The organism is Massilia paldalensis (assembly GCF_044901715.1).
GTDB lineage: Bacteria > Pseudomonadota > Gammaproteobacteria > Burkholderiales > Burkholderiaceae_D > Telluria > Telluria paldalensis.
Genome location: NZ_JBJCIU010000006.1, coordinates 53017 through 74199, shown reverse-complemented (window position 1 = coordinate 74199; position 21183 = coordinate 53017). Strand labels below are relative to the sequence as shown.

Here is a 21183-nt window from a genome sequence, read left to right as displayed (position 1 = left end):
CGCTGTCTCTTGTGGATAATCAAGGACTTATAAACATGTCCTTTCAGAATCGTAACACACTCGCGTCAACGGCCAAACATGAGGTCGAAAAGAGGGCCGTCCACTTCGTCTTCGTCCATTGCGTAGATCAAATTCGCATAGCCTTGTTCCAATTCTCCCCACACGAGGCCGAAGGCATCGAACACCGCCTCGTCCAGATCCATGATCGGCGTGGATGCGGTAACAGTGCGGCCGTTGTGCCGGGTCGCGCGCCAGAACACATACGGCGAAATGATGTGGCGGGGCATGCGCTCGAGACAGGCATTCGCGATCTCGGAAAGTCGGCGCTCTCGACGAAGGTCGTGCAGATCGATGTGTTTGAGGCGCGCCACCTCTTGCGACGAAAGCCCGGTTTCCAGCGCGAACATGATGGCGTAGGCCTGCTCGGGGCGCATGAAGGCAAGACCGCGCCGCAATTCGGTCTGCGTCATGACGATGAAGTTCGGCCGGCTGTAGCCGAGCATGGGCGGGCTTGGGATTTCGCCGCGCTTGACGACCTCCGCTACCTGCTTGATGGCGATATCGATGGCCGATTCCGCTTCGTCGCCGCGGTTGACCATTTTGAGCTTCGCGACGAACGCGACGAGCTGGGCCGGCGTGATGGTTTCCACGTCCTGGTCCCAGAGTGGGGATTGCGATAAATGAGAAACGCCGGCAGTGCCGGCGATGAAGTGCTTGAGCGATGGCATGGTTTCCTCCAGCGCCCAAGCATAGCAGAATGTAATTGCGGTTTACAGGACCTTCACCCCGGCGTCTCGGCAGTTTTCTCCTTCGTGGCCAGCTTGTGACTGATCCCGGTCATGAACGGCACCAGCGTCAGCAGCGGCACTTCGCGCCCCTGGTTGTCGATCACCTGGATGATCGTGTGCCGACCGTTGGAGTAGGCCCGCTCGGTCCAGGGCATCGTCGCGCGCAGCGCTTGCATTTGAGCGTCAGTCACTGTGGCCTCCTTCCGAATCGGCGATCTCGTTGTTGTTGACCCAAACCCATGCCTGCACATAGGCGCCGCCGTCGCCGTGCGCAACCTTGGGGTTGTCGTCGAACTCGATCTCGCCTTCTTCTTCGCGCTTGGTGCGTGCTGCCGCAATCGGTGCCTGGTCCTTGTCGGCGCCGACCGCGGAGAGCACGCCGCAGTCGATGTTGAAGCCGGGCCGGGCGCTTTCCACGAAGTCTTCGATAGCGCCGGCCGCGCGGTCACGTACGCGCTCAGCGACGAGCAGGTCTGCCGTGTCGATAGTGATAGTGAATTGGTGCCTCATTTCAGCTTTCCTTGTGCTTTCATCCAGGTGATCAGTTCTTGCATGCAGTAGAGCGCCGTGCTGGCCTCCAGGTTGTCTTCGTTGTCGGGGTCGCCGTACTGGCGCGCGATCTCGCGCATCTTCATTTCGGGCGACAGCGGAATGTCGCCGAGGTCGACCTCGCGGCCTTCCTTCACGCCGACCAGCTGCATCTTCTCGATCTCGACCAGCGCGCCGCATTCCTTCTTGCCCTCGCCGAACTGGCCGCCCCAGATGTGGGCGTCGATTTCGTGGACCAGATCCTCGATCTTGTCGTGGGTCAGACCTGCCTCCGCGCGGGTGGCGTCCTTGATGGTCACTTCGAAGCGGTAGTCGCTCATGCTGCTTCCTTCCAGTCGTCAGCGATCTGCTGGCCCAGCTTCGCCGCTTCTTCGATCGCGAAGGCGCGCGCCAGGGTGTCGGCCACGGTCTTGTCGGTGCGCGGGGTGCTTTGCGTGAAGCGCGGCAGGAACAGCGAGTGCAGCTTGTTCGATTCCGACGGGCGCATGATCATGTTCGCCGTCACCGGCATGATGGCGCCGATCCAGTTCTCGGGGTTCGCGTCCACGTCGTCGCGCATCGCCTCGCCCTTGATTGCCACGTCCACTTCCAGCTGCCCGCACTTCGTCGCGCACTTCAACGAACCGGCGCGGCCGGCGTTCTTCGTGTCGTCGCGGCCCAGCACCACGCCTTGCACTTCCATGTCCAGTTCGAACTCCAGCTTGAGCTTGACCTGCTCCTTGCTGGTGCCGTCCTTCCAGATGGCGTCGCGCTTCTTGAGGATGGTGCCTTCTTTGCCCTTCGCCAGCAGCTCGGTGTAATGCAGGTACGCTTCGGCCAGCGAGCGAACGATCCGGGTGGGCACCAGCTGGACCACGCCGCCCACACTGCGCTGCAGCTGGCGGATCAGGCCGGCCAGGCGGTCGACCTGCTTGGTCTCGTGCTTGCCCTTCGCCTTCACTGCGGACAGGGGAATCTGGTCCCAGACCAGGAAGATCGGGCGCTCGTTCGCTTCGAAGTCACCGCCCTTGAGCACGCTGTTCAGCACGCCGTTGCCGATCTCGCGCGGCAAGACCACGCCGTCGCGCAGCACCAGGCATTCACCGTGGCTCTGCGTATCTTCGTCGAGCGTCGCGCGCACCGCAGCCGCCAGCGATTCGAATTTCTCCATCGGGAACATCGAGCCAGCGCGGCTGTAGATCGACACGGTGCCGCCGGCCTCGTGGTTCACGTTCATGAACATGCCATCGGCCTTCTCCTGGCTGATCTGACCCTCGGCCCAGCTCCAGCCTTCCAGCTTCGCGTCCTTCGGCAGGCAGCAGCGCATATACGGGAACACCGGCAGCAAACCCGGCCACACCTTGCCAACGGTGCCTTCGTCGAAGCCGGCGCGCATGTTCTTCAGCAGGATGCGGCGCAGCAGGTCCGCGCTGCGCGACGACAGCACATTCACCTGTTGCTGGACTGCCTCGAGCATGGCGCCGCCTGTCAGCTTGCGGCTGGCCATGTTGTCCAGCAGCGCGAAGGTGTCGTCGTCGAATTCCCAGCCTGCAGGATCGTCATTCGCTTTGCGTTCGGGCACCTTGCGGATGCCGTAGCTGATCAAGGGATTGTAGGCTGCCGCCAGCACGCGCTTAAGCGTTTCATCGCCAGCGTGGGCCTTGAGCAGGGCGATCTTGTCGTTCTTGCCGGGGGTGGCCGCAACCTGTTCGATCAGGTGTGCGATTTCGTTGGAGTTCATGGTCTCTCGTTCAGGTTAGGTAGATTGGGCCGCCAGGCGGCGGGCGTATTGCAAAGGGGTTTCGCCGGGCAACATCGGCGGGCGCGCGGGCTTGGGCGGCGGGCCGGCCGTGACGACCTTGGGCGCCGGCGCTGGCGTCGGGGCCGGCTTGGGCATCATTGGCCAGGCCTGCGTCTGGGCGGGCGCGGGCGCGGGCGTGTCTGCGGCCTCCGCTACGGCCGCGCTGAGCGCTTCCGCGAAGCCGCTGGTGGTTGCGGTCGTCAGGTGGTCGTCGAGCGTCCTGGCGGGCGCTGTAGGCCTGCTGGGAGCACTGGCGCGCACGCCGAACGGCTTCGGTTGCGCCGGGATCAGGGCAGGGTCGGTGTGGTTCGTGATCAGCACGCCGAAGTCGCCCGCCACCGACACGGGCAGGAAAGGCTTGTTCAGGCGCGGGAAGTAGTACAGAGCCTGGCCAGCCAGCTGCTCCTGCTCGCGCATGCCAGCGGCGACGCAGCGGCCTTCGCGCAGGGTCTTCTCGCATTCGGACGTGCGCTCGTTGCTGCGGCCGCCGGCGATGTCGTGCAGCCGTGAGAGACATGCAGCGTAGGCCGGGCCGCGCTCGATCGCCGCGCAGTGGTGCAGGTAGTAAGCGTTGTTCGCGCCGGCGGATGCATCCGGCGGGAACGGGGTGTCGTGCGTGATCGGGTTGTTCTTCATGTTCGCTCCTTTGATTACCAGGCGCCCCAGTCACTGCCCTTGGCGGCGACCTGTTCGGCGTACTTTTCCAGTTCTTCGATTTCTTTCTTCTGCGTCGCCTCGTAGGCGATGCAGTTGCGCAGGTTCCAGAGCATGTTCTGGCGCACCGCGTCTTGCATTTCGGTGGTGAGGCGGCCGACGAATCCCCTGATCGCGGCGTTTCTGATCTCCTTAACTGGCATCACCAGCTCCCCCACGTTTCGCCACGCTCGATCGGCTTCTCGGGTTCGCGCGGCTTCGGCTCCTCGTTGACGACGGCGCCAGCGGCGTTCAGCCCGAAGTAGTCCTTTACGTATGCCGCGGTGTCGGCACCGTAGTGCTGCTTGACCATCGCGCCGAGCATGACGGCGTCGACATCGCTGCGGCCCGACCAGCTGTGCAGCGCGCCGCTCTTGGTCGCGTGGTCATAGCCCTTTTTCTTCTTCTCGCGCAGGATCTTGTTCGCCTCGCCGGCGACGACGCTGTGGGTGCCGCGCTCGTACTTGGTCTGCCCGCCGCCGTTCTTGAGGGCGATGGCGCCCCAGCGCTTGATCAAAAGGCCTGGCCCGTTGTCCTCCTGGATCAGCACAGTCTCGTAGAACTTGGTCCCGCCGCTGTGCTCCAGGTAGTGCGTGTCAATCTTGTAAGTCATTATTTCCCTCGCGCTACTGTGCGCTGTCGATGCATTCATAATACCGATGAGAGTCAGGATAAACTACTCATCGGTGACTTATCCGCAAAGCCGTCCTAAGCGTAGTCGCGCTCGGCGACCAGTAGCAGCTTCGTGGCGCTGGCGTTGTTGATCGGGGCCGCCTTCCAGAAGGCATTCCGGACCTCCTCGGGCGATGCTTCATTCGGATCCTTGCCCTTGGGGAGCAGCGCCACGCGCGCGCTGATGCCCACGCTGGCCACCATCTGCGCCGCTTTCACCGCGTCCCGGATCGCCTGGCGCTCGCCGTCCCACATGAAAGTGACGATGCGAAGGCCTTTCTCCTTCAGCAGCGTCAGCTTGGTCAGTTGGCTGTCGGCGTCGCCGTGCGACAGGTGCTTGCCGAACGAGCCGATCGGCACGATGTCACGCAGCGTCACCTCCTGGTCGAATGCGACCTTGATGCCGGCCACGTCAAACACTCCTTCCCCGACAACGACATGCTCGACGCCGATGGCGTTGTAGCAGTTGTACAGGTGGCTGCCGGTCGACGAGAAGCCAGGCGGGAACAGGTACTTCTTGTCCGCGTCGCCAGTGATGTCTCGGCCCTGGAACGAGACCAGCTCGCCCTCCAGGTCGTAGATCGGAATGATGATCCGGCTGGAGTAGTCTTGGCGCATCGGGTGGCCTTCCTCGTTCACGTAGTCGAAGTGGCCACGATGCGAGTAGCGCAGCTCAAAATACGCGGCGATGTCGCCATTGATGTTCCGGTTGTCCAGGTATTTCAGGTTGCGGCCACCATGCGGCATCGGGATCGACTCGGGCAAAACCAGCTCGCCGCGGTTGCTCACGGCGATCGCACGCTTGCGCGGCGGCCGCCATCCCTGTTCCCGGGCATAGGACTTGATGTGCTCGATCACGTCCCGCGCGGCCAGGCCCAAGTGGGAGCTGATGAACTTCCACTTGTTGAACTTCGTCTCGCAGTCGCCGTGAAAGCAGTTTCCCAGGCCTGTCTCCGCGTTGAGGTAGACCTTGTAGCTTGAGTTGCCACAGCAGGGGCACTCCTTCACGTTCAGCTGCGCGCCGCGCGCGCCGCGTGTGTGGCGGTAGCGCACGCCCTCGGCGTCGAGCCACGACTCGATGTCAATGGCGTCGATCGCTTCCTGCAGCTCCTCATCACGAGAATGCGCGGCGCGGTGGCTCATTGGCAGCCCCCGTATTTCACGTCGCCCTTGATGTGCGGTTCGTCGTCCATGAGCAGACGACGCAGCCACACCCCCACCGTACGCAGAACCTTCATGTCTATTCCACCCTGATGATGCTTGCGATGAACTTCATCTTCTCCAGCTCCTGCTTGATGAAGATGGTGAACCCGCCCGCCTGGTTACGCGACGCTGCAAAATACAGGCGCGCCTCGCCGTTCGCACGCTCCTCGTCCGTGATGTTGATCGAGATCATGATGTCGACCGTCCGGACCTTGTTGATGTCGTCCGCGACGTGCGTGGCGGTGGCCACGGTCGACTTCATGCCTTCCCGGTTCGTCTGCGTCGCGGACAGCATTGCGACGTTCTCGTCCATCGCGATCGCACGCAGCGCCAGGTAGATACCCTTGCTGTTTTCGATTGCGTCCTGGGTCCGGAAGTCCGGCGCCATGATGTCGGCGTAGTCGACGACGATCATGTCGAACTGGACCGGCTCTCGCACGGTGCCGTCCGGATTCAGGCGCGGCGACTTGTATGACTCGATCAGTGCGCGCAGCATGGACGGCGTCAGGGTGCCCGAGGGGTATTCGGCGAACTTGATCTTGCCCGCGCGCGGCATGGTCGCCCGCAGCTTGCCCTCGACCTCCTTCATCTTGGCCATGAGATTCTTGATCTCGGTGTCCGTCATCGAGGCGTCAAGACGCTCGGCGATGATGCGGCTGGCCACTTCGCAGGTGACGTACAGGACGTTGAAGCCGGCCAGCGACGCCGCCTTCGCAGCGTTGATCAGGAACGTGGTCTTACCGGCCTTCGCGCCACCGAGGATGACGGACAGCTCCTTTCGGCCCCAGCCCTTGTGGTAGAGCAGGTCGTCGATCATGCGGTGGCCTGTCGTGATCCCGGTCGGCGGCAGCTTTCCCGCCAGGCGGTCAGCACGCTCCGCGGTACGCTCTGCGATGCGCTCGTAGTAGTCGTACTCCTCGCCGTCGGTGTTGATGCCCACGTCGCACGCTGCCTTGACGTTCTTGGCGATCTTGTCGAACTGCTTCTTCTCCAGCAGGTCGACCGACTGCAGGATCGTGGCCGAAATAGCCTGGTGGCGCGCGAACTCCGCAACGCGCTCGGCAATGTACTGGCCGTCGGACAGGTCCGCGGCCGGCTGGAAGCAGGCCTTGAACGCATCCATCGCCGCCGGCTTGATGTCGCTGCGGATCACCTTCGCACGAATGTCGTCGGCGAAGAACTCACGCGCGGCCAGGACGGTCGGCACGGAGCCGTACTGCCGGTAGTAGCGTAGTGCGATGTTGACCATCGCCGCCTCGCCGGCATTTTCGAAGTAGTCCGGCTTGAGCAGGTGGGCAATCTTGCGCAGGAAGTCCAGGTTGCGCATTGCGTGCGTGGCCACCTTGGTCTGGAATTCCGCGTCGAATTCGAACTTCTCGTCGCCGAACAGCACCTCGGGCGCTGCGTGCGGCGATGGGGGCGGGGCGTAGCCGGCGCCGCTCATTGCAGCGCCCACCATCGCCACGACCGCTTCTTCTGCGGCTTCTGCGACTGCGTCGGTCATTACATGTTTCCTTCGGTTGCCACCGGTGCGTTCGGGCGATGCGTCAGCGCCGAGAACTCGCTGATGTCGTGCTTGAAGATGACTCGGTCACGCGCGGAGATCGGGTCGAACAGCTCCGGCTCGTCCACGGTGCCGCGCTCGGTGACGTTCAGCGTGATCGAGTATTTGTCGGTGTGCTTGAGGATGCCGCGATACATGGTGCCGTCGCACTTCTCGACTTCGATGCGAGCGCCGTTCATTTCCAGCGCCTTCAGGAAGGCCTCGTGCCCCTTGAGCACGTTTTTCTTCTTCTCGATGACACCGCCGCTACCGCGGCCGCCGACGGTAGGACGCGAAGCGCCAGGCGCGAGGCGCAGGGTAGTGCGGCGCGGGGCTTCGGTATCGTCGGGCATGCTGCGGGCCGCCTCGAGCTGGTCGCGGCGGATTGCGTCGGTGCTGTCTTGTGCGAAAGTCATGTTGTTTCTCCTGGTATTGGGGTGGATGCGCATCATCGTGTTGCGCTGACCCGCACATTATAGTTCAGTAGTGACTTATCTGTCGCGTTCGAACTGAATGGCTGCATCGACCGCGGCCGCCGGCAACTTCGCGATCGCCGTTTCTATTCGCAGCGCGTCGTAAACATAAAGCGCAGCATGAAGGGCGTAATGCGGCAATGGTTTGGACATGATCTGTTCCAGCAGGTACTGCTCGTACGCAGCCTGGTCGGGCGCACCACACCAGTTGGACGCCGCAAAGTGCTTGTCTTGCGCCCACTGGATTTTTGCGCGCCGCTCCTCGTCCCACTGGTTGAGGATCCAGATAGTCATCTCGTCGTTAGTATTGACGTGCGAGGGGCGGGGTGGCTGGCGCCAGCCGTTGATCATGCACCACTCCATCGCCTTGCGGCAGAAGAAGTCGTATCGGATGCCGGCATCGTCGATCTTCTGCCGCAGCTTCCAGAAGGACTTCACCTCCCGCGCGGCCATCACGTCTTTTCCCTTGAAGGCAGCCATGAAACGCTTCTTGTGATCGAATGCCTCGCTCATCATGCGCCCGTACGCGATATTGAAATGATGCGCGAGAAGGTAGGTGGCCATCGTCGGATGCAGTCGGCGGTAGTCGAACCACTTCCGCTCGTACAGCGCCGGCTCAAGCGCCAAGCTCTTGCGGTCGATCTTCGCAATGGCAAGCGCCTCGCAGGTGAAGAAGTCCAGACCGCTACCGAAGAAGGCGCCGTGCGTGGCTTCAATCGCATTGGGGATGTCCTCGGTTTCCATATAATCTTTAAAACCTTAAATAATGTTTTGTAATAATACTTAAAAACTTATAGAACGGGACTGGCGGCCCCAAGTCTATTCAGCCCCAAGTCGCAAGGACAAGGGGCCGGTGCCGCGGGTTAGCGCTGCAGGATCGGATTGACGCGGGACGGCGCCGGCGCTTCAAACGCCTCCACTACCTCCTGCACGAAGCCGCTTCGGACGATGTCGGTCTTCTGGAACATGATCACCTTCACGCTCGGGATATGCAGCAGGCGGTTCGCCGCATCGATCAGTCCGGAGTCGCGGATGTCTGCCTGGGTTTCATCGCCATCGATGACCACGGTGGCACCTTCTCCGACGCGGGTCAGGAACAGCTTGAGCTGCTCGGTGGTTGCGTTCTGGGCTTCGTCCAGGATCACGAAGGCGTTCTTGAAGGTCTTGCCGCGCATATACGCAAATGGCTCGCACTTGATCCGGCCCTCCTTGATCAGGTACGCCACGAACGAGGCACCCAGGCGCTCCTCGAGCACATCGCGGAACGGGTCGAAGTACGGGTCGAACTTTTCTTCCTTCTCGCCAGGCAGGAAACCCAGGTTCTCGCCGCCTGCCTCCACGGCCGGCCGGGTAAGGATAATCTTCTCGACGGTGTGCCCCATGAGCGCTTCAGCTGCAAGCGTGCCGGCAACGTAGGTTTTGCCGGTGCCAGCTGGTCCGAGACCGAACGTGACACCGCCCGCGCGCATCGAGGCGGCATATTTGCGCTGCTTGTCAGTCTTGGGTTCGAACGGCGGCGCCTTGATCGGGCGCGACGGAGGCATGGCCTCGAGGAAGTGTTGGTCGTGCTGTGCACCGCTGCGTTTGGCATTGCGCTGCGCGCTGCGGTTGGATGACTGGTGCTTGGGCATATCCGCTTCCTTGCTGGTGAGTGGTGAACCAGCCATCGATGATACATCACTGGTGACTTATCTACCAGTAAGAAACTGGGGTATTTGCGCTGCGTTTTCTTCAGGATGCAACCGCCCCGTTTCGCTTGCGTGTATCATGCCATTCTCGCAACTTGCGATTCTATTTCCATATGCCCGCAGACAAACCGAGCAAGAAAGAGCCGAAGGCCAACTTCAGCCAGGACGACGTCAATAAGGCGGTCGACTATCACGTCCTGGATATAAGTATGCCAAGGAAAGGCACGCTAAAATACTGTGTGGAAAAGTCAAATCCCGACAAGGGCGAGTATGTCGGGACAAAGTGCGGTGCATATCCAGAGCCGGTCAACTGCAGCCTCTGCAACCCTGTAGGCAAAATCTAAACTATTTGGCTTGCGCCTGCAGGTGCTGCATTATCGCATCGACGAGTTCATCGTGACGCTTGGCCAGCCGCCTATACGCCTTGACCAGGTTGAAGTTGTCGTCCACGAGATCGGCAATGCCGATTGTGGACTGGGCGTCGTCGGGCTGGGATTGGTCGTCGGCCAGCTTCGGCAACGGCTCGGACTTAGCGAGCGTGGCCTGGGGAGGACTCCATGGTGCCTTCGTCGCGGGCGCGGTTGAGCAGCCGGACAGTGCCGAAATCAAGAACATCGTCAGTGCGGCAGCCAGCAGCAGCGTCAGCCATCGCTCCTGGTTGCTCGGCGGTCGTGGCGACGTGGTCTGGCCCATGGCCAGTGCGAGCGGTTGGTTCATGGGTTTTCCCCTTCTGCAGGCGCGCCTGTGCGGCCGTTTTCAGCTGGTCGATATTGCTGTCGGTTTGCTGGATCGCAGCCTCGACCTGTTGGCTGTGAACTGCCGATTGCACGATGCCGGCGCTTGCCTCCTTGACTGCTGCACTGGCCTGCTTCACCACTGCAGCCTGGTCGGCCTGACCCTTGATGTGGTAGCCGAGGCAAAAGCCACCGGACAGCGCCACCGCGACGATCAGGGCATGGATGCGCCAGTTCATTTGTGCTCCAGGCGTTCCGTTACCAGCGCCCGCAGGATGATGTTGCCGCCGATCGAGATCACGGCGAGAACCTTCATCTTGTCGTCAGCCAGATAAGGCGCCAGCGCGCCAAGATTGGCCTGGGCCTGGTCGAAAATAGTGGCAAGCACCGGGATGGCCACGGCGTTGAACCAGATGGTTTTGGAGCGCAGCGCGCCCCGCAGTTTGTCGAGCATGTCGCTTCCTTCAGGTTGTGGTCTTGAGGGCCACCTGGATCGCGCGCAGACGCGCCAGACGGTTCACGAAGCCAATAGCGTCGCCTTGCGCTGTCGTTTTTCGGCCGAGGTTGACGATGTCGCACACGCCATCGAAGTCGTCGTGGTCCGCGTAGTCATTACAGCCGCGGGTTTTCCAGAACCAGGCCGCCGACAGGCAAGCGCCTTCCGGGGTTCGCAGCCAGGCGCCGATCTCGTCCGGCTTCTTGCCGAAGAACTTGGCGCAGGCCAGCTGGTTCGCCTTGAACGTCAGCTGGATAGCGCCGGCGCCACGGTAACGCCAGCCGTCACCCGACTTCTCGTCACCGTTACCGCCGCGCAGGGCGTAGACGACGTTCGCGATCTTGTCTGGCTGACGAGCATACGTCACCGATGACTTATCCGAAAAGCGCGAGGGCCACGTCTTGCGCAGGCCTTCGGCCGAGTAGTTCAGGTTTTCCTCGAGGGTGCGGAGGTCGTTCGATTCATGAGCGACGGTGGCCAGGAACATGTGCAGGCGGTTGCGCGTGTTCGCTTCAGCCAGATCGATGGCCTTGTTGAGCCAGGGCAGGAACTGCACGTCGGCCCGCGGCAGGGCGGCGCTGAACTGTGTGGGCGTCAAGGCCATATTAGTGCCCGAACTGCTTGATCAGTTCCGAACCGAGGTATGCGATACCGCCGCCGAAGGCGCCCCACATGAATTTCATGGCAGTGGCCATGCCCTTGGCGTTCGATTCGAATTTGACCTGCTCCAGCTCGATCGTGGCGACCTTCTCTTCCACTTTATCCTGGCGATGGGCGATCTTTTCGATTGCTTGGTTGGTGATGGCGTTGCGCTCCTCCAGGATGGAGAGCTTGGTCAATGCCTCCGCGACCTTTGCGACGGCGCTGCGCATCTCACGCAGCTCGTCGGCCATGGAGTCCATGCGCTGGTCGAAAACACTCTGGTTCGGCATTTCAAATCCTTGTTGGTCGTTATTCATGTCGATCCTTCGTCATTCGCTCGCAAAGAAGTCTGCCTGGGATTCTAACAGGAAGACCCCACGTTTGTAAGTATTTCGTGACTTATTTGAGACGTTAAATTTGCAGAGTCTCATCAGCCGCGATCGTTCGCACGACTCCTTCGTCGAGCACCAGCGGAATACCCTCGGACGCGACGCGCTGTCGCACGCTCCCGTTGACCAAGACCAGCGGTTTCACGGACAGTCCACCCGGGCTTTGCATGACGTAGCCCTGCCCGCCCATGTACAGCGCGGCGCGAATCTTTGCAATCACGCCCTGAATCGACTGCGTGTAAACCGGCAGAGTTCGCTGCTTCATGATCTGCCAAGGATCGTCTGCCATGCTGCGGATCTCGTCCGGCGACAGCGCCCGGTCCCACGCCAGCGACAGCATGATGATCTGCGTGCCGCTCGTACCGGCGCGCCCGAGCCATATGCCGTAGCCGACCGTGTCGGTGTCCAGCGCATAGTCGCCTACCGTATTGGAGGCGACCATCTTCGCGTTGTTGAACAGCCGAATGGCGTCATTTCGCCGGTAGGTAGCCGCCACACAGTAGGTATTGCCCTGCGCGAATTGCCCGCTTGCAGACACGCCGGCATTGCCGCCATAGCTGGCGAACCGGAAATTCGCGCGGAGGCCCTTCTGCTGGCTGTACGCGTCTACACCGATAGCATGGCCATATGCTGTCTGGTTCTGACTGGTCAGGCGTAGGAAGTCGGCGCCGACACTGTCCGGATTGTCGACCGGCGCCTGGCAGTAGTTCAGCGACATCAGCGTCATTTCGTTCACGCCGCGCATTTCCTCGGAAGCCACAGTACCGCTATACCAGCCCATGTTGCCAATGCCATCGTTGACCATACTCCATCCGGTCGAGCCGTCCGCGCCAGCGCCGTGCGTGATGCGCCCACTCGTCATCAGGAGCGGCCGATTATTGGCCAGATTAAACTGGTGCCCGCCCTTCACGGCGATGCGCAGGCCTCTGGTAATCGGGTTGGACCAGTCGACCATGGGAACGCCTGCACGGTTGCCTACGCGGCGCGTGCGGCGCTGGGTCAGCTTAAACTGGGTGCCGTCGTTGTAGACGCGGATCCGCTGCTGCCGGAAAAGCTGACGCACGTCGCCACCGATCATGGCCATCTCCGCATCGGTCAGGGCCTTGGTGAACAGGACAACCATGCCGACCGAAAAACCGAACGAGCCGTTCTGGCCGCCGCCGCCGCGCGCGCCGATGGCGAAAGAGTCGTTGCTGGTCGAGAATGCGTTACTAAATGCCTGGCTGGCCAAGGGTACGCCGTCGCAGAAAATCTTGCGGTTGACGCGGTCGTACGTGCCTCCCAACAGCACTGGCTTGCCCGTCATGAAGGCCAGGCCGCCCATATAGGATGTGGACGGGTAGAAAATGCCATACGAGTCACCGCCAACTGCGTACCCGAGCTGACGCGATTCTCCGACGATCAAGTGGTAGTCCCAGGACGACTGGATGCGGCCGCAAATGTAGCCGCCACTTTCACCGTTGCCGCCCTTGGGCATGTGCACTTCGGCCAGCATGGTCTGCTCGGAACGATTACCGAAGTTGGCGCCGGCGATGTTGCCAAATTCGATGCTGCTCCCGTTCATCTGGCCAGCGATACGGCCATCGGGGAACGAAGTGCGCGGGAATGGTGAGCCGTTCCACTTGCCCAGCTTCCCCGATACCAAATCCCGGTCAGGAAATTCAGCAACCCAGGCGAACGAAATATACCGCGCCAGAGGATGCGACCAGTCGATCTGCGGCATCAACTGCCGCGGCCTTTGGCGAGGAATCGACATCAGGCCGCCTTGTACGAACGAGGCTTGATCTTCAAGTCCCAGCCTGCGGCCACGGCCTGGCCAGTACCGTTGTTGTGCAGGTAGTAGTCGGCCTTGGGTGGGAGATCGTAGGCGTTCAGCGTCAGCGTCTGCTTGGACGTGACGTTGTTCACGATGAATGAGCCGATCGGACGACCGGCGCGCGTGGTTTCCGGCTCGTCGGTGTTGTTCACGCCATCGGGCAGCAGCTCGCGCGCGTACAGCGACAGGGTCGTGTTTTCCGTCGGCGCGGCCGAGAAGGTGACGTTCAGGACGAACTGCGCGTCCGGGTAGCCCAGGCCATCCGCCGCCTGGTCGTAGCCCGTCGTTGCCTTGACCAGGGAATTGTTGGCGATCTGCGCGCCCGCCGTCTCCAGGGCCTTCATCTGGCCCCACACGACAATGGTTTCTCCGCTCATACCAGCGTCTCCCTGCCTTCCGCCTTGTTAAGGGCGTTAGACACTTCGTTGTAGTGAATCGGGTCCGGCTGATCGGCAAGCATCTTGATCTTGTCGAGGTCGTCGGCAAACTGCGGCAGCGCGACCTTCAGGTCGTTCAGAAATGCGCGCGCGCCGGCCAGGCCCGGGTTGAACACGCCGCGCTGGATGATGTCCATGCCCCAATACACGTCGCGGTTCGTCTTGCCCAGTTCGGTGATGGCATCCAGGAAGGCGCCGCCGTTGGGCTTCATTGTGGTCAAGATAGTGCCGATGCCGACCTGCGCATCTTGCGTCTTGGTGCGCCCGACGGAAATGATGTCGGCAATGGCAACGTCGTTGCGGATCAGAAGCAGCGGCTCGATTGCCGCAACCTCATCTTCCGACAACGCCCGGCCAGCCAGCTTTTCCAGCGCCGCTTGCTGTTCGGAAGTCATGCTCATGCCAGTACGATCGGACGGTTGGATTGGAAGTTGACCGAAGTCGCCGACACGGCAAAGCCGATGTTCTGCACGACGTTGCCCGCTGCGCTCGGCACGGTTGCCGCGCCCTTGCCAGCCGTGGTCTGCAGGAAGACGTCACCCGGGGTCTGGCCGGACACTTGGGTATTCGTGCCTTCGAAGTACACCGTCGCCGTTGCACCCGATGCGACCGCAGCGAGCACGAAGCCCATGGCGTGCTTACCGCTGGTCGTAGCGTCAGCCTTGCGCACCTTGAACGCGCCCGAACCACCGTCGAACACGTTGACGAAGTCACCGGCGGCGAGCGCCTCCGATGCGACGATGGCGGCGGTGTCGGCGCCCAGGCCTACCGGCATTACGGTCGGGTCCAGGCGGCCGGAGCCGTCCAGGGCAACGACCTTGCCCGAATCCGACGCGCCGGCCGACTGCACCTTGGCGTTTACGATCGAGGCGTCCAGAACGCCGGAAGCGTTCAAGGCCGGGATCTTGTCAGCGTCGCCCGCGCCGGCGGACGTGGTGACTGCAGCTTCCTCGGCGGTGTAACCGCCAGAGTTCTTGAGAAATTTCTTGGACGAGGCAGTGCCCATTTACAGCTCCTTTAGGAAAGTACGATCGGTTCGCGCAGGTTGACGAACAGGGAAGTGCTGGAGATAGGAAAACCCACCACCATGGAAAATTTGGCGCTCGGGAGTGACGGCTGCATTTGCGTGAGCACGCCGTCCTGGCCCAGGTACACCGGCTTGGAGGTATCCCAGTTCCAGGACGGCTCCTCGAGTTGATCGAAGTTCTGGACCTGGCATTGGGCGCCGGCGCCGGCGGCAGCGACAGTAACGCCGATGACGCGGCCCATGTGCGACAGGTCCGTGGCGCTGGCGTAGACCAGGCCGGCCATGTGGTCCAGCATGACGACGCGGTGCCCGCCGACGTCGGTGGCCGCCGTGTATTCCAGCGTGGCGCCGCCGGGCGGTCCAGGCAGGCCGCGCGGCCCTGGAATGCCGGGCAGGCCTTGTGTAGCCTGGGTAACGATGTCGATGCGCTCGACGGTTTGCAGGATGATTTCAGGCATTTTGGGTCTGCCCTTTCGTCAACGTGACGGTGCCTGCGATGATCGGGTAGGCATCCCCATTGGGTGCCAGGAGGAACAGGTCGTACTTGGCGGAGGCGAACGTCATCTTCGCGGTGTCTTCGTCGGCGATGTACAGGTCGATGGTGCCGGCCGGGCCGCCAAGGGCGATGCCGCCGTTTTCGGTGTTCAGATCGGCCACCAGCGTGCCTGCTGCCTCCCGGATCTGCATGCGAGCGCGGTAGCCGGTCAGGTCGTAGGGCTTCTTGAGGCGATTCTTGAAGGTGAACCCTTCGCGAAAGGTGCCGCCCTGGTAAATTTTCAGGGCGACAGAGGCGACTTCTGTACTCATCGGAGAATCCTTATAGGAATCCTCCGATTATAAGTCATCGATGACTTATCTTCAAGGCCGTATTGTGAGTTTCGGTGGCCCGAGTTCTTCCACAAGTTCGCCGGGTGAAAGCATGCGGTTGTGATCTTCCCATGCCGATGGCGGCGCCTTGCCGGCCAGGATCATGGCGTCGGCTGCCAGCTCGTAGATCGTGACCGATCCGCCTGAGCACACGACGATCTTGCGCCAGTGGATGAAGGTCTTGAGCTTCAGGAAGCAGCGCAGCCCAATTACCAGGAAGGCCAGGTAGCCGTAGTCGATCGGCTTGGCCAGCCAGTCAAAGATCGCACGTTCGATGAAGTCGCGAGGGATGTCCGCCGGCGGGTCACACACGTCGAACGAGCCGACCTGAGACAGCGGATGCAATGCATTGCGGCCCGAGTTCAGGTCTGCCATGAACAATCGATCGCCGACCCATACTGCCACGCCAGTATGCGTGTACGGTTTGCGAGTGAAGAAGGTCGTAGCCTTCCCCAGCAGGCCATGCACGTCACGCACACCGATCAGGTCGCCCGTCTTGATATTGCTTCGTGCCTGCTCGTAGTTCATGCCGGCTCCGGGAGCTGGTTGGCGCGAATGCGCGCCACGCGCGCATCGGTCAGCAGCCCCGCCTTCTTCAAGGCATTCAGGCCGGCCACGGTACGGTCCTCGTCCAGAATCACCTCCTTGGCCGCGCGCATTTTGTCCAGCCAGATTTCGACCGTCACGTCAGCCTTCGCCACCGTGTAGATGGTTCGCAGCTCCTCGGCCGTGAACAGATCCATGAAGCGCAGGTTGGTGATGACGCGCGCCTTTTCGATGGCTGCAACGCCGGCCTTGGCAGCCTCCGCGTCGCGCGCGGCCTTTTCGGCCAGGCGCTGCTCGGCTTCCTTGGCCGCTGCTGCCGCCATGTCGGCGAGCACTTCGTCTTCGGTCTTTCCCTTGTACTGGTCGACCACTTTGCCATTGACCAGCTTGTAGCGATTGGCCAAGTTCGATTCGAACTTGAGTTCGAACGCGTCTTCCGGCATAGATTCGACCATCACCACGCCGTAGCCGACGCCATTTTCGTCGAAGATAATTTGCTTTTTCATCATCACTTCCATTCAGTGGTCGGTTGCACCTTGCAGACGATGTCCGCGGTGCCGTAGCAGGTCGAACGGTTGTAGCCAGGCCACATGTAGCCGACGAAGCTCGGCGTGACTGCGGTTGCGGCCAGGGTCTCGTTGTTCAGGAAGCCGATTACCGGTCCAATCCCGTCGCTATTGGCCGTCGAAGCGCTGGACATCACGAAGTTCGGGCCGCCGGCAGGCGCGATGGAGAACATGGCGCCGGTGTTGTTCGAACCGTAGTTGTAGTCCTGGGCGCCGGCCGACTTGGTCGACACCATTGCCAGCGAGTAGCCGCAGACGTAGTAGTAAGCCTGCTGGTAGAACGCGATGACCGAGTTGTCGTCCGAGTTCATGTGGCGCGCGCCATAATATGCGTTGAACTGCAAACCAGCGTTTCCGGTGCCCGAGTAATTGACGCGCGCCGTGGCCGCGTAGGTGCCGGTGAGCCAGGTGCCGTTCGTCAGGTTGATCGAGAACAGCACGTTGCCATACGTGTTCTGACCGATAGAGGCATTGTCGGACGACTTGAAGGCCCAGATTTCGTCGTTGTCGCACAGTGCGAACTGCGTGTCGGCGCAGTCGTGCGTGATCGCCGTGCCACCGTAGTAGCATTGCGGGCTGGCCAGGTCCACGTCAACATAGCGATAGCGATTTGCGCCGGCCACCGTGGCGTCAGTCATCCACTGCTTGAGTTGGGCGATGGTCGTGTTGCGGCTGATCTTGTTTTGCAGGTCGAACAGGTGCAGGCGGAAGGTGATCTTAGTGCCACTAGTGCCACCGATCGGCTGCGCGACCAGCAAACGGCCGGTGTTGCGGTTGTGCGCAATCTGACCGCGACCCCACGAGTTCGTGCCGTACTTGACGAAGTTGGGGATGGCGCTGTTTTCCAGATCGATGAAGGGGCGATTGCCGCCAGTGGCAGTGGTGCTCACGCCACCGATTTCATCCTTGTAAATCTTGCCGGTGCTGGTCAGCAGCAAATCGTAGCATTGACGCCAGTTCGATTCGCCGACGATGGTGCCGGAGTCGGTTGCGAGTTGAAACGCACTAGAGTTCCCCGAGCTGTACCAGCCATAGTTGCCGTTGTCGTACGCTTCGAAGTTGGCCAGGCAGCCGGTCTGCGTGCCGGTCTGGCAAATGCCCAGCATGCCGGCATTGAAACTAACGACGCCGGTGAGAGTGAGAGCAGCGGTGGTGCCGGAGAAGGTGTAGGCAGAGTTTGCCATTTCATCCTGGAAGTTGCGCGCGCGGCTCTTGGCGGTGCCAGGGAATTCGACGTTCAGCGGAGCGTAATTGCTCTGCTCGCCGTAGGTGGAATAAACCGGCGAGTTCAAGCTGGACGTGGTGCCGGTCGACACGAGCGCCCACACCGGCCGGTTCGGATACAGATCGCTGAACGTGGCGCCGATCAGGTTTTTCAGAGGAAGGGTCATTTAGTTGATTCTCCAGCCGATGGTGGCATTGACGTAGGTGAAGGAAATGGAAATGCCGTTGACGTTCAGGTGCACGTCGTCACTGACACCGTGAATAAGCGAGCCATTGCGCGCGACGTTGACGGGATACGACTGCAGCATGTTGGCCCCGTCTTGCACCTCGATACAGGTTCCCGGGACCGGGTTTGCGGGCAGCGTGATCGTATAGCTGCGCTTGGTCGCGGGATAGTCGATGACGTAGGTGGCACCGTCGACGGCCGTGGTGTCGCCGGTGATGACGATGGGGCGGTTGTCGATCAGCACGTAGGCGCCGCCGACCACGCCGACGATCTTGCCGTTCTGACCGGCCGCCGGCAGAGGCGCGCCCTGCAGGATGACACCGAGCTTGCCGGCCTGCTCGTCGGCCACCGCGCTTGCACTAGTGTGGTCCTTAAGCGCGCGGTACAGCGAGCCGCCGGCATAGACGACGTCGCCAACAAATAGCTCCATGCCTACTGCGAAGGCACCGCGGAAGCGCGTTCCCTCATGCAGCATCAGCCAGTAGGCGATTGCGGTTGACGGGTTGCGACCGGCCTGGGCCGTCGCATAGACGTACACGTAGGTATTGCCACCATAGGTGGCAACGTCGTTGAATTCATAGGTCGCGGCCGGATCGTAGACGCCCTTGTAGGTCATCCTGATTTTGCCGAGGTCGATGGTCGGAAGGGGCATCTGCTACTTCTCCAGGTCGAGGATCCTTAACATTGTGGGATTATACGTCAGTAATGACTTACTTGGCAAAGCAAAACCCGGCGTAAGCTAAGTGCATCACGATACTTCCATGATGAAAAGGGCCGGATTGCCGTCAAGGCGCGCGCCTGGGTAATTGCCGTTGCCGCTGTCTCCGGCAGCACCACCCATGCCGGCGGTGTTGTTTGGAATGGTCCAGAACCGGCTCTTGATGGAGGAACCTACTCCGTACCCGATCGACCACGGAGAGGGGTTTAAAACGCCATGCTGGCCGCGCGCGTAGGTACTGAAGGCGTTGAATGTCTCCCTCGCCGATCCATAAGCAGGGTTCACCCAGGCCGCAGAATGATACATGGCGCCGACGTCGAAATTGGGCGATGCATTACCGCCCTGAATGTACATCAGCACGTCTGGATTGTTCGCCTTGTCGAGACCCTGAATGGTGTCGGCGATCGCGATGGCGGAATTTACCGCGCCATAGCCTGCGTAGCTACCCTGAGCGAGCTGCACCGTGGTCACATTTGGCGCTGCCGTCCTGATCGCGTCGTTCAAGTTGACACGATCAATATGCGAAGGCGTAGATGGAAGGGTATTGTCGCCGTACCCGGTAATCGCGCGGCCGACAACCACCAGCATGTACTTGCCAAGAATTTTATTCAGGGCGTCGCCGGAGAACTCGATGAAGCCGAGCGCACCGGGATCGGAGGCGGTTGCGCCATCGCTATCATCGTGCGGGCCACCGCCGCCGCCGGACTGCAGCGCGATACGAATCTTGCTCACGTTCTCGTCCGGGATGCGAATGATCATTTCGTCGTAGAACAGACTCGACACGCCGGAGACGGTCGTTTGGCTGGTGATCAGCCCGGCAGATGCGAAGCCGGTCTGTGTCCCGCCATTGAGCCACATGCGGCGAAATCCGTTGGCATCGCCAGAGCCATAGATGGGGGAGGTCGTGGAACCCTTCGACACCATCTTGGCCGATTCGCCCACAACACCGGAACTTTTGGAGCCGCCCAGGCGCAGGGCGGCCAGAAGGCTCAGAAAAGGCATGTTTGCTCCATCAGGAAATAACGCTGAATGCGGACGGCGTGCCGAAGGTTGGAACGATCAAGACGGCGCCGTCGCCGCCCACCCTCGCGTCAGGCTGGCCACCCAAGGCCAGAGCGGTCGATACGAGATTGCTGATATTCTGGCCCCGAACGACAAGGTTCCTGAACTCGTTATACAGTTGGCCGCTCGTTGGTCGAATGGAGGTGCTCGACCATGCTTCGATCGCAGGCGAATAGCCGGTGAACGCAAGAATCCCACCGCCCGCTCCACAGCCGCCGCAAGCGTTTGCATGACCACCGCCGCCGCCACCGCCGCCAGTTGCGTAGGCGACAGAATACGTCACCGTGATCTTGCCGCCCGGGTTGCCCGCAGCTCCAGTCGGACCACCACCTGCACCACCCGCGCCCCCGCCCGCGCCGCCACCGCCAGCCCCGCCATGCGTTGCACTTGCGGAGGCGACCGCGCCATTCGCACCCGTCAGCTTCCCCTCGATGTTCGCGGAGCCGCCCGGGTATCCGTTGCTTTGTCCGGCGCCCGCAGCTCCTGGATTCGTAGCGTTGTAGGCGCTTCGACCACTGTATGCCGGGCTTGGCGTGTCCGCCCAGTTGACCGACCACGTCGCTCCGCCGACTCCGTAGCCATGGCCGCCCAGGTTGGCTTCATAGGCGTGCACCGCGGACCCGCCACCTCCGCCGGCGATCGCCAGGTAGCCGCTATAGTTCGGTCGCCCGACATTTACCGCGGCCTTGATGTACGACCCGTCGCCGCCGGCGCCAGCGCTCGCCACGCCATCCCCGCCGCGCAGTGCGTAGCTGGACGGCGTCTTGTGGCCATCCAGATTGCCACCGCCGCCGACGCCCACCTCCAGCGTCTCGCCGGCGACGAGCGGCACGTCTACGCGCACCACGCCGCCATTGCCGCCATATCCGAGCGCACCTGCGCCACCACCGGCGATCAGATAGACCCGGTACACGCCGGTCGCCTCGATCGTGATGGTGCTGACGCCCAGGCGCGTGAACAGATAGGCCTTGGTGTTCTCAGGCGCCACCGCGCCAGAGCCGAAGCGCAGCGCGGCCATGGTCTCGATCAGCGGCATGCCGGCTC

At 61.7% G+C, this 21183-nt stretch carries 30 protein-coding genes; all 30 read right to left on the bottom strand.

Features of this window, described 5'->3' with window-relative positions; genetic code table 11:
• Nucleotides 1–65: 65 nt before the first annotated feature.
• The 30 genes from ACI1V7_RS25010 to ACI1V7_RS24865 all read right to left on the bottom strand — a co-directional run bounded on the left by ACI1V7_RS25010 (nt 66) and on the right by ACI1V7_RS24865 (nt 21175).
• Nucleotides 66–728 (bottom strand): hypothetical protein, encoded by a 663-nt coding sequence (locus ACI1V7_RS25010; RefSeq protein ID WP_404534757.1) that lies wholly within the window; start codon nt 726–728, stop codon nt 66–68.
• Nucleotides 729–781: 53 nt separating this feature from the next.
• Nucleotides 782–979 (bottom strand): hypothetical protein, encoded by a 198-nt coding sequence (locus tag ACI1V7_RS25005; protein ID WP_404534755.1) that lies wholly within the window; start codon nt 977–979, stop codon nt 782–784.
• Entirely contained in the window at nt 972–1298 is a 327-nt protein-coding gene (locus tag ACI1V7_RS25000) for a hypothetical protein (protein ID WP_404534754.1), read from the bottom strand. The genes ACI1V7_RS25005 and ACI1V7_RS25000 overlap by 8 nt, the downstream gene beginning before the upstream one ends.
• Nucleotides 1295–1657 carry a hypothetical protein gene (locus ACI1V7_RS24995; RefSeq protein ID WP_404534753.1) on the bottom strand — a complete coding sequence of 121 codons (363 nt, stop codon included), beginning with the start codon at nt 1655–1657 and terminating at the stop codon, nt 1295–1297. The genes ACI1V7_RS25000 and ACI1V7_RS24995 overlap by 4 nt, the downstream gene beginning before the upstream one ends.
• On the bottom strand, nt 1654–3057 hold the full coding sequence (locus ACI1V7_RS24990; RefSeq protein ID WP_404534752.1) for an ATP-dependent DNA ligase: 1404 nt from the start codon (nt 3055–3057) through the stop codon (nt 1654–1656). Before ACI1V7_RS24990 ends, ACI1V7_RS24995 begins: the two co-directional genes overlap by 4 nt.
• Before the next feature lie 15 nt (nt 3058–3072).
• Complete coding sequence (locus tag ACI1V7_RS24985) at nt 3073–3753, bottom strand: hypothetical protein (protein WP_404534751.1); 681 nt, start codon at nt 3751–3753, stop codon at nt 3073–3075.
• A 14-nt stretch (nt 3754–3767) separates the two neighbouring features.
• Entirely contained in the window at nt 3768–3974 is a 207-nt protein-coding gene (locus tag ACI1V7_RS24980) for a hypothetical protein (RefSeq protein ID WP_404534750.1), read from the bottom strand.
• On the bottom strand, nt 3974–4423 hold the full coding sequence (locus tag ACI1V7_RS24975) for a WGR domain-containing protein (RefSeq protein WP_404534749.1): 450 nt from the start codon (nt 4421–4423) through the stop codon (nt 3974–3976). The genes ACI1V7_RS24980 and ACI1V7_RS24975 overlap by 1 nt, the downstream gene beginning before the upstream one ends.
• Nucleotides 4424–4518: 95 nt before the next feature.
• Nucleotides 4519–5625, bottom strand: coding sequence for a DNA primase (locus ACI1V7_RS24970; protein ID WP_404534748.1), 1107 nt, complete (start codon nt 5623–5625; stop codon nt 4519–4521).
• 97 nt (nt 5626–5722) lie between these two features.
• Nucleotides 5723–7189 carry a DnaB-like helicase C-terminal domain-containing protein gene (locus ACI1V7_RS24965; protein WP_404534747.1) on the bottom strand — a complete coding sequence of 489 codons (1467 nt, stop codon included), beginning with the start codon at nt 7187–7189 and terminating at the stop codon, nt 5723–5725.
• The gene (locus tag ACI1V7_RS24960) at nt 7189–7644 is read right to left on the bottom strand and encodes an LSm family protein (RefSeq protein WP_404534746.1); all 456 of its coding nucleotides are present in this window, start codon (nt 7642–7644) and stop codon (nt 7189–7191) included. The genes ACI1V7_RS24965 and ACI1V7_RS24960 overlap by 1 nt, the downstream gene beginning before the upstream one ends.
• Nucleotides 7645–7719: 75 nt before the next feature.
• Nucleotides 7720–8445: a hypothetical protein gene (locus ACI1V7_RS24955; RefSeq protein ID WP_404534745.1), complete on the bottom strand. Its 726-nt coding sequence runs from the start codon at nt 8443–8445 to the stop codon at nt 7720–7722.
• A gap of 119 nt (nt 8446–8564) precedes the next feature.
• Nucleotides 8565–9332 (bottom strand): PhoH family protein, encoded by a 768-nt coding sequence (locus ACI1V7_RS24950; RefSeq protein WP_404534744.1) that lies wholly within the window; start codon nt 9330–9332, stop codon nt 8565–8567.
• Nucleotides 9333–9734: 402 nt separating this feature from the next.
• Entirely contained in the window at nt 9735–9908 is a 174-nt protein-coding gene (locus ACI1V7_RS24945) for a hypothetical protein (protein WP_404534743.1), read from the bottom strand.
• Between the two features lie 10 nt (nt 9909–9918).
• A complete protein-coding gene (locus ACI1V7_RS24940) occupies nt 9919–10362 on the bottom strand; it encodes a hypothetical protein (protein WP_404534742.1) in 444 nt (147 codons plus the stop codon).
• On the bottom strand, nt 10359–10577 hold the full coding sequence (locus ACI1V7_RS24935; RefSeq protein ID WP_404534741.1) for a hypothetical protein: 219 nt from the start codon (nt 10575–10577) through the stop codon (nt 10359–10361). Before ACI1V7_RS24935 ends, ACI1V7_RS24940 begins: the two co-directional genes overlap by 4 nt.
• Nucleotides 10578–10587: 10 nt before the next feature.
• Nucleotides 10588–11223 carry a glycoside hydrolase family 19 protein gene (locus ACI1V7_RS24930; RefSeq protein WP_404534740.1) on the bottom strand — a complete coding sequence of 212 codons (636 nt, stop codon included), beginning with the start codon at nt 11221–11223 and terminating at the stop codon, nt 10588–10590.
• Between the two features lies 1 nt (nt 11224).
• The gene (locus ACI1V7_RS24925) at nt 11225–11578 is read right to left on the bottom strand and encodes a hypothetical protein (RefSeq protein WP_404534739.1); all 354 of its coding nucleotides are present in this window, start codon (nt 11576–11578) and stop codon (nt 11225–11227) included.
• A 94-nt stretch (nt 11579–11672) separates the two neighbouring features.
• Nucleotides 11673–13406 carry a hypothetical protein gene (locus tag ACI1V7_RS24920; RefSeq protein WP_404534738.1) on the bottom strand — a complete coding sequence of 578 codons (1734 nt, stop codon included), beginning with the start codon at nt 13404–13406 and terminating at the stop codon, nt 11673–11675.
• Nucleotides 13406–13843: a hypothetical protein gene (locus ACI1V7_RS24915; protein WP_404534737.1), complete on the bottom strand. Its 438-nt coding sequence runs from the start codon at nt 13841–13843 to the stop codon at nt 13406–13408. Before ACI1V7_RS24915 ends, ACI1V7_RS24920 begins: the two co-directional genes overlap by 1 nt.
• Complete coding sequence (locus ACI1V7_RS24910; RefSeq protein ID WP_404534736.1) at nt 13840–14304, bottom strand: hypothetical protein; 465 nt, start codon at nt 14302–14304, stop codon at nt 13840–13842. Before ACI1V7_RS24910 ends, ACI1V7_RS24915 begins: the two co-directional genes overlap by 4 nt.
• A complete protein-coding gene (locus ACI1V7_RS24905) occupies nt 14301–14909 on the bottom strand; it encodes a hypothetical protein (RefSeq protein ID WP_404534735.1) in 609 nt (202 codons plus the stop codon). The genes ACI1V7_RS24910 and ACI1V7_RS24905 overlap by 4 nt, the downstream gene beginning before the upstream one ends.
• 11 nt (nt 14910–14920) lie before the next feature.
• Nucleotides 14921–15388 carry a hypothetical protein gene (locus tag ACI1V7_RS24900; protein WP_404534734.1) on the bottom strand — a complete coding sequence of 156 codons (468 nt, stop codon included), beginning with the start codon at nt 15386–15388 and terminating at the stop codon, nt 14921–14923.
• Nucleotides 15381–15737 (bottom strand): hypothetical protein, encoded by a 357-nt coding sequence (locus ACI1V7_RS24895; protein WP_404534733.1) that lies wholly within the window; start codon nt 15735–15737, stop codon nt 15381–15383. Before ACI1V7_RS24895 ends, ACI1V7_RS24900 begins: the two co-directional genes overlap by 8 nt.
• Nucleotides 15738–15788: 51 nt before the next feature.
• The gene (locus ACI1V7_RS24890; protein WP_404534731.1) at nt 15789–16325 is read right to left on the bottom strand and encodes a hypothetical protein; all 537 of its coding nucleotides are present in this window, start codon (nt 16323–16325) and stop codon (nt 15789–15791) included.
• On the bottom strand, nt 16322–16861 hold the full coding sequence (locus ACI1V7_RS24885) for a hypothetical protein (protein ID WP_404534730.1): 540 nt from the start codon (nt 16859–16861) through the stop codon (nt 16322–16324). The genes ACI1V7_RS24890 and ACI1V7_RS24885 overlap by 4 nt, the downstream gene beginning before the upstream one ends.
• Complete coding sequence (locus ACI1V7_RS24880) at nt 16852–18300, bottom strand: hypothetical protein (RefSeq protein ID WP_404534728.1); 1449 nt, start codon at nt 18298–18300, stop codon at nt 16852–16854. The genes ACI1V7_RS24885 and ACI1V7_RS24880 overlap by 10 nt, the downstream gene beginning before the upstream one ends.
• Nucleotides 18301–19011: a hypothetical protein gene (locus ACI1V7_RS24875; RefSeq protein WP_404534727.1), complete on the bottom strand. Its 711-nt coding sequence runs from the start codon at nt 19009–19011 to the stop codon at nt 18301–18303. It lies immediately after the preceding gene.
• A gap of 96 nt (nt 19012–19107) precedes the next feature.
• Nucleotides 19108–20079 carry a hypothetical protein gene (locus ACI1V7_RS24870; RefSeq protein ID WP_404534725.1) on the bottom strand — a complete coding sequence of 324 codons (972 nt, stop codon included), beginning with the start codon at nt 20077–20079 and terminating at the stop codon, nt 19108–19110.
• 10 nt (nt 20080–20089) lie between these two features.
• Nucleotides 20090–21175, bottom strand: coding sequence for a hypothetical protein (locus ACI1V7_RS24865; protein ID WP_404534723.1), 1086 nt, complete (start codon nt 21173–21175; stop codon nt 20090–20092).
• Nucleotides 21176–21183 lie beyond the last annotated feature (8 nt).

Excerpts from the sequence above, each read along its gene's own strand:
- ACI1V7_RS25010 (WP_404534757.1), bottom strand. The coding sequence starts at position 728 with ATGCCATCGCTCAAGCACTTCATCGCCGGCACTGCCGGCGTTTCTCAT.
- ACI1V7_RS25000 (WP_404534754.1), bottom strand. The coding sequence starts at position 1,298 with ATGAGGCACCAATTCACTATCACTATCGACACGGCAGACCTGCTCGTC.
- ACI1V7_RS24995 (WP_404534753.1), bottom strand. The coding sequence starts at position 1,657 with ATGAGCGACTACCGCTTCGAAGTGACCATCAAGGACGCCACCCGCGCG.
- ACI1V7_RS24990 (WP_404534752.1), bottom strand. The coding sequence starts at position 3,057 with ATGAACTCCAACGAAATCGCACACCTGATCGAACAGGTTGCGGCCACC.
- ACI1V7_RS24985 (WP_404534751.1), bottom strand. The coding sequence starts at position 3,753 with ATGAAGAACAACCCGATCACGCACGACACCCCGTTCCCGCCGGATGCA.
- ACI1V7_RS24980 (WP_404534750.1), bottom strand. The coding sequence starts at position 3,974 with ATGCCAGTTAAGGAGATCAGAAACGCCGCGATCAGGGGATTCGTCGGC.
- ACI1V7_RS24975 (WP_404534749.1), bottom strand. The coding sequence starts at position 4,423 with ATGACTTACAAGATTGACACGCACTACCTGGAGCACAGCGGCGGGACC.
- ACI1V7_RS24970 (WP_404534748.1), bottom strand. The coding sequence starts at position 5,625 with ATGAGCCACCGCGCCGCGCATTCTCGTGATGAGGAGCTGCAGGAAGCG.
- ACI1V7_RS24965 (WP_404534747.1), bottom strand. The coding sequence starts at position 7,189 with ATGACCGACGCAGTCGCAGAAGCCGCAGAAGAAGCGGTCGTGGCGATG.
- ACI1V7_RS24960 (WP_404534746.1), bottom strand. The coding sequence starts at position 7,644 with ATGACTTTCGCACAAGACAGCACCGACGCAATCCGCCGCGACCAGCTC.
- ACI1V7_RS24955 (WP_404534745.1), bottom strand. The coding sequence starts at position 8,445 with ATGGAAACCGAGGACATCCCCAATGCGATTGAAGCCACGCACGGCGCC.
- ACI1V7_RS24950 (WP_404534744.1), bottom strand. The coding sequence starts at position 9,332 with ATGCCCAAGCACCAGTCATCCAACCGCAGCGCGCAGCGCAATGCCAAA.
- ACI1V7_RS24940 (WP_404534742.1), bottom strand. The coding sequence starts at position 10,362 with ATGAACTGGCGCATCCATGCCCTGATCGTCGCGGTGGCGCTGTCCGGT.
- ACI1V7_RS24935 (WP_404534741.1), bottom strand. The coding sequence starts at position 10,577 with ATGCTCGACAAACTGCGGGGCGCGCTGCGCTCCAAAACCATCTGGTTC.
- ACI1V7_RS24930 (WP_404534740.1), bottom strand. The coding sequence starts at position 11,223 with ATGGCCTTGACGCCCACACAGTTCAGCGCCGCCCTGCCGCGGGCCGAC.
- ACI1V7_RS24925 (WP_404534739.1), bottom strand. The coding sequence starts at position 11,578 with ATGAATAACGACCAACAAGGATTTGAAATGCCGAACCAGAGTGTTTTC.
- ACI1V7_RS24920 (WP_404534738.1), bottom strand. The coding sequence starts at position 13,406 with ATGTCGATTCCTCGCCAAAGGCCGCGGCAGTTGATGCCGCAGATCGAC.
- ACI1V7_RS24915 (WP_404534737.1), bottom strand. The coding sequence starts at position 13,843 with ATGAGCGGAGAAACCATTGTCGTGTGGGGCCAGATGAAGGCCCTGGAG.
- ACI1V7_RS24910 (WP_404534736.1), bottom strand. The coding sequence starts at position 14,304 with ATGAGCATGACTTCCGAACAGCAAGCGGCGCTGGAAAAGCTGGCTGGC.
- ACI1V7_RS24905 (WP_404534735.1), bottom strand. The coding sequence starts at position 14,909 with ATGGGCACTGCCTCGTCCAAGAAATTTCTCAAGAACTCTGGCGGTTAC.
- ACI1V7_RS24900 (WP_404534734.1), bottom strand. The coding sequence starts at position 15,388 with ATGCCTGAAATCATCCTGCAAACCGTCGAGCGCATCGACATCGTTACC.
- ACI1V7_RS24895 (WP_404534733.1), bottom strand. The coding sequence starts at position 15,737 with ATGAGTACAGAAGTCGCCTCTGTCGCCCTGAAAATTTACCAGGGCGGC.
- ACI1V7_RS24890 (WP_404534731.1), bottom strand. The coding sequence starts at position 16,325 with ATGAACTACGAGCAGGCACGAAGCAATATCAAGACGGGCGACCTGATC.
- ACI1V7_RS24885 (WP_404534730.1), bottom strand. The coding sequence starts at position 16,861 with ATGGAAGTGATGATGAAAAAGCAAATTATCTTCGACGAAAATGGCGTC.
- ACI1V7_RS24880 (WP_404534728.1), bottom strand. The coding sequence starts at position 18,300 with ATGACCCTTCCTCTGAAAAACCTGATCGGCGCCACGTTCAGCGATCTG.
- ACI1V7_RS24875 (WP_404534727.1), bottom strand. The coding sequence starts at position 19,011 with ATGCCCCTTCCGACCATCGACCTCGGCAAAATCAGGATGACCTACAAG.
- ACI1V7_RS24870 (WP_404534725.1), bottom strand. The coding sequence starts at position 20,079 with ATGCCTTTTCTGAGCCTTCTGGCCGCCCTGCGCCTGGGCGGCTCCAAA.
- ACI1V7_RS24865 (WP_404534723.1), bottom strand. The coding sequence starts at position 21,175 with ATGCCGCTGATCGAGACCATGGCCGCGCTGCGCTTCGGCTCTGGCGCG.